The organism is Corynebacterium sp. H127 (assembly GCF_037482665.1).
GTDB lineage: Bacteria > Actinomycetota > Actinomycetes > Mycobacteriales > Mycobacteriaceae > Corynebacterium.
The window spans coordinates 1-5042 of sequence record NZ_JBBHKY010000023.1 but is presented as its reverse complement, the minus strand read 5'-3'; the positions used below and the strand labels follow the sequence as shown (position 1 = coordinate 5042).

The following is a 5042-nucleotide window of genomic DNA, read 5'->3' as shown; positions in this document are numbered from 1 at the left end:
ACTGCCGAGCATGTCCAGTTTGTGCAAGATGAGCTCAATGACACTCCGCGAATCGTGCTGGGTGGGTGCACTCCTCGTGAGATACTGATGAAAACACTCAATGGTGCATTCACAGCTTGACACCGCCAAGCAAGCTCGAATCAGGCCTACATCGCCCTCCTGGGCTTTTCGAGTTCTTGAAGTAGTAGTGACGGATTCGAAAGCACCCAAACCCCGATTCGCTTCCCATTCCAAGCCCCCGTGCCCAATGCCGAAAAAGGTTGCACTGGCTTTCACCAAGTAGAAGTGGAGGCGCGCGCCGCCACAATCCCCGCACATGCAAGACAGACAATCAGGCCCAGCGTGGTTGGCAGGCCAAGGGCGTCGGCAATAGCGCCAATCATGGGCGGCCCCAATAGATACGCGAGGTAGCCGACGGCACTAACTCGAGCCGTCATCGTAGCTTCCTGACCGGGGGCAACGCGACTGGCTCGGGCGATCGCTAGTGGGAACAGCGGCCCGAGGACGAGGCCAATAATGCCGATGCCCAGCACCATGACCAGCGGGTCGCCCGTACCAATGCTCAACAAGATCGCGGTCACTATCGACGCAGCACTCAGCACGAGCAGCCGCCACTCCCCGAGGCGGGCAATAGCAACGTCCCCGCTCGAGCGTGAAATGAACATGGCGACGCTGAATATCGTCAATCCCACCGCGCCCCAAGACTCAGGCCCGCCAAAATCGCGCGTGATGAGCAGCGCCGACCAGTCCGTAATGAGCCCTTCGATTAGCAGCCCACACACCGCGAGCACGCCTATCGACGTCGGCAGCAAAGCTGGCTGAACGCGCTGCGCCGTCATCTCCACCGCGTCGTTAGCTGGCTACTGCCACAACGCAGGGGCGGCAATCGCCACCAACATTGCGAGCGCCGCCGCCATAACGCAGAAATGCTCGACAACACTTGCCTTTGCGCTAGTGGCGATGACTGCGCTTCCAGCACCCGCCAGCACCCCGAGGCTGTAACCGCCATGCAGCCTGGAGAGTATCTGCACGCCACATCGCTGCTGGTAGTTGATGCCGGCGGTGTTCATCGCAACATCCAGGACTCCACTTGCCGCCCCAGCCACGGCTTCAACAAAATCTGAACTACCGTACGCCGGCTGAGGTCGAGGGAGAGTTGTGGACCGGCAACCCGAGCCATGAGATATTGGAAATCAAGGCACATGCCTAGGAACAAAACCCGGGGCACTTCAGTCGGCCCCGTTCTACACAAAGACGACGCGGTAACTAACAAAGTTCTGGCTGTCTTTGGTCGAACTGAAGCCCGCGACTTCCTTGATCTCGAAGCAATCATGAACACTGGCGATTACTGCCTACCTAAGTTAATGCACTTGGCTAAGGACTATGATCCAGGTTTCGACGCCCATTACTTCGAAGGTGCCCTGCGACAAGTCACGACAATTAGCGTTGACCGTGTTGTCGCCTGCGGGGTTAGCCCAGGGGAGTGGGAGAACATCCAACACCGCACCCTTGTCTTGGCCGATGCCGTGGCCACCATGGGGTTGCCCGCAGCATCAAAATCGGCACAAAGCCGCACTCACTAAGAAGCACAAAAGTGACGAGGTCATTAATTGCCCAAAAGCAAGAATGCCGATAGAGCCACCTACCCCAGCAACGCTAGAGGCACCACAGTGACACCATCCGTTCGTCGATAAGCATCGGTGCCTGTGGTGACCACAACTTTTTCGACCAACCGATCCCCCAACTGCTCGCCGAGCCAATGCAAATGGCGAACATCGCTATCAGTCGGGGTCGGCTTCAGCTTGACTTCGAACGCAATGACCTTGCCGTCGTAGCGCTCGAGGATCAAGTCGACTTCATGGGTGCCACCTTGGGTTCTGAGATGGGCAGTATGGGCCTCCGCTGCTTGCCCGGCTGCTCGAACGGTCAGAGTCACCAGCGATTCAAACAGCTGACCAAACAACTCCCATGTTCCGGGATCCTGCGACACCAGCATCTGCGGAGTGACTCCAAGCAGTGCTGCCGCGACACCGGGATCGAAAATTTGGTGCTTCGGACCGGTAGTCAGTTTCTTGAATGGAGACCGATTTGGAAACCAAGCCGGGACGGGGTCAAGTAACCACAACGATGTCAGCGCGTCTCGATACCCCAGCGCTGCATCCTTAGAAATCTTTCCAGTATCAGCGGGCGTGGCTGCGTCGAGAATCTTGTTGTATGCGGTCGTCGTTGAGGAAGCTGCTGCATAGGCTGCCCACCACGCCCGCATGGATTCCGGCTTACGCACCATCAAGCCCTGGTCTGGGATGTCTCTATCGATGACGCGTTGAATGTATGACGCAATTGCTTGTCGACGCCCACGGCCACTCAACTTATAGATTCCAGGCAACCCAGTGGAACAAATAGCCTCGGCATAGTCAACCAACCCCCAGCTCGTGGTGCCGGATACGTTCATTCGACCTTCGAACATCTCGCTGATCAGCACCGATGGTTCGGTTTCGTCCCGCTCCGAAACAGTCAAAGGACGCATGCGCAGGCTCAAAATCCGCCCAGCTCCGGAGTGCGTGTCCGCATCACTTCGAGGTGTTGCACTTCCGGTAAGCAGGAACTTAGTCACCGTTCGATCGTCCACCTTACGACGAACCACATCCCACACTTCCGGAAGATGCTGCCATTCATCGAGACAAAGCACTTCCGCAACCGATAGTAAGTCGTCTAAACGGGCCTGCAACAGCTCCCGTTCGTTCACTCGATCAAGCTGATAGACCTTCGTGGCACGGCGCTTCGTGGTTTCCGACTTTCCCACACCCTTCGCACCATCAACAGCAATCGCCGGCGCGCCAGTCAACTCGTCGAGCTCAATATCAATGTACCGACTCAGGTATCTGCTTTCTCCAGGGTCCTTCAGTGCCATAACCAGCACCGTAGCACACTAACCGCCAGAATATCTTCATGCTAACCGCCAGATTATCCGCATACTAACCGCCAGATTATCCACTTGGCAAGAACAAGTCGGCTGACGGACTGCAATTACTCTGCGCCGACGAGATACCCAGCGACTTCGTCAAACATCAATCCGAGTGGCTTCCACGGAGGAGCACCCTCAATAAGTGGTCGAGACGCCACCGATTTCCACGCCAAATAGAGCTCGAGTTTTGGGGCCTCCATAGCAGGACCAGTGTCGCTGCGGTTATGCCACCGGCCTGGGAGGAACACTGTCCGTCCGGCATTCGTCCGCTTTTCGTGGATGACTAAGTTGGCGTCGATAAGCTCGGTAGATGCCTCTTTAAGTCGAGCCGCAGACCAATCGTTCCATCGGCGGATCCAAATATCCTTGGGAACTGTGAGCACTGCAATTTGCAGGTAGTAGCAGGCGGCATCTTCGCTGAGATTGAACCTCTGCTGAATCTTCGCTAACGCTTCAGGAGCAGACAAGCGGGGATCACGGGAAGTTAATTGGGGGTCGGTACCATTTCGAAGCCACTCAAACCACTCATCGATTTTTCCAGTTTGCACTCCCCAGGTCCCCAAATACTTTGTTGTGCCACTCAGTTTCGGATCCTGAAAATCTGCGGTGTGTTCAAGCACCTCCACAATCGTCGCCTCTGGATCCTTCCTCAAGGGATTTTCTAGCATTTCTTTCTTCATCAGTGAACCCGGTGAGTCTGGAAAAGGGTCAGGTGAAGGAATTGACTCACGAGCTAAAGCATCTGCGATTTCAAGCGCTTCCTTGGATTGCGGAGCTACATACATCGCAATATTCAAAAGTGATGTCAATTTCCGAATTGAGCCATCCACTTGATAACCAGACGACCGCAGGAGGGAACGGACAACTGCGATTTCTCCATATGTGCCATAGGCAGACTCTGCGGTAGTGAGATAATCCCAGAACTGCTCATTTGTCAGGTTGATCCACTTGGGACCATAGCGGTGGCACCACCACTCCACAAAGGCATCAAGGTTTGGGCCACTCCGGAAATACCCGGGATGCCAAGTCAGGCCAAGCAGTAGGGAGCGAGGAGGTTCCAGCCCGTCTGGCTCATAGAACCATTGAGCAGACGCTGCTTGGCTTGGAGTCAACCCAGTTTTCTTTAAGTCAGCCTTTTCATACTTAGATTCTGTTCGCAGGCCACCATTGGCCACCGCCGAAAATAACAAGCGTGCAGATGGCTCCGGTAACGAAGTTCGCTCCCCCACATAGTTCGATACCGCATTTAAGTCTAAGCCACCGGGGAATTCCATTGCTTGGTAGTTCTGTTGCTTTTTCCAGGCCAACAGGGTGTCCAATTCTCGGGCGAAGAGCTCGTCGGCAAGCAAGTTCTCCTCGTAAACTGGCGACTCCTCCCTGTCTAAAGCAAATGACGTAACCAGCTCGGTTCTCGGACCAGACTCTACGGGAAGCCCTGCGCAAAGTTGCCGCGCATAGAGCTCGTGAAAGCCGGAGTCGATTGTCCACCTCAGCGCAGCGATCAGCTGTCTTGCGGTTTCCTCGGCAACCGTCGGAGACGACAGCAGGAAAAGCCATGTCTTGTCCCGCCCAAGCAGAGCTCGAAAAGAGTCTTCAAGAGGCCTACCCGACTCGAGACGCGCGAAAGTCTCTTCGGGGCGAAACGCCACTTCACGTGACCAATAATCCTGATATGTAATCAGGGCCAACGCCGCCTTGTCGACAACCTTCGGAAATTCAATGCCCATGGGCCTGAACCTTACCCCGGGTATGTTGACCTGACCACGGAAGCTAGGGTCACTGCCATACATGTCATAACTGCAGTTGAAAACACGAAAACAAAAGAAACCGGAGGTCACTCCCTCTTTCAAGTTTGTGATCTCCGGTCCTTGCAGTTCGTGAACCGCTCACTGTGAGCGAAGGGGTGTCTGGTTCCATGACATAGTTCCTATTCGGTGTCTCGAGGCTTCACAGCCAACGCCGACCAAGCAGCAAGCTACGCCGCAGCCGCACACCAATCCGCCAACGAAGCCGCCTCATCAGCAGCTGATGCGCGCGCCTCCGCAGTCGCCGCCGGCAAGGATGCTGACCTGGCGGC

The 5042-nt window shown here is 55.6% G+C and carries 5 protein-coding genes and 1 pseudogene; 2 read left to right on the top strand and 4 right to left on the bottom strand.

The window, feature by feature from the left end; translation table 11 throughout:
* Nucleotides 1–120: pseudogene (locus tag WG936_RS12160) on the top strand (IS30 family transposase); the annotation flags it as partial.
* 152 nt (nt 121–272) lie between these two features.
* On the opposite strand, the gene WG936_RS12155 reads toward WG936_RS12160, so the two are convergent.
* On the bottom strand, nt 273–839 hold the full coding sequence (locus WG936_RS12155) for a hypothetical protein (protein ID WP_339564738.1): 567 nt from the start codon (nt 837–839) through the stop codon (nt 273–275).
* Between the two features lie 21 nt (nt 840–860).
* Nucleotides 861–1106: a hypothetical protein gene (locus WG936_RS12150; protein ID WP_339564739.1), complete on the bottom strand. Its 246-nt coding sequence runs from the start codon at nt 1104–1106 to the stop codon at nt 861–863.
* Nucleotides 1107–1202: 96 nt separating this feature from the next.
* Here WG936_RS12150 and WG936_RS12145 point away from each other — a divergent pair, with 96 nt between their 5' ends.
* On the top strand, nt 1203–1583 hold the full coding sequence (locus WG936_RS12145; RefSeq protein ID WP_339573055.1) for a hypothetical protein: 381 nt from the start codon (nt 1203–1205) through the stop codon (nt 1581–1583).
* A gap of 59 nt (nt 1584–1642) precedes the next feature.
* Here the strand turns inward: WG936_RS12145 and WG936_RS12140 are convergent, their stop codons facing one another.
* Nucleotides 1643–2911, bottom strand: a complete 1269-nt coding sequence (locus WG936_RS12140) for an ATP-binding protein (protein ID WP_339564741.1) — start codon at nt 2909–2911, stop codon at nt 1643–1645.
* 116 nt (nt 2912–3027) lie between these two features.
* Nucleotides 3028–4803, bottom strand: coding sequence for a hypothetical protein (locus WG936_RS12135; protein ID WP_339573054.1), 1776 nt, complete (start codon nt 4801–4803; stop codon nt 3028–3030).
* Nucleotides 4804–5042 lie beyond the last annotated feature (239 nt).

Excerpts from the sequence above, each read along its gene's own strand:
- WG936_RS12155 (WP_339564738.1), bottom strand. The coding sequence starts at position 839 with ATGACGGCGCAGCGCGTTCAGCCAGCTTTGCTGCCGACGTCGATAGGC.
- WG936_RS12145 (WP_339573055.1), top strand. The coding sequence starts at position 1,203 with ATGCCTAGGAACAAAACCCGGGGCACTTCAGTCGGCCCCGTTCTACAC.
- WG936_RS12140 (WP_339564741.1), bottom strand. The coding sequence starts at position 2,911 with ATGGCACTGAAGGACCCTGGAGAAAGCAGATACCTGAGTCGGTACATT.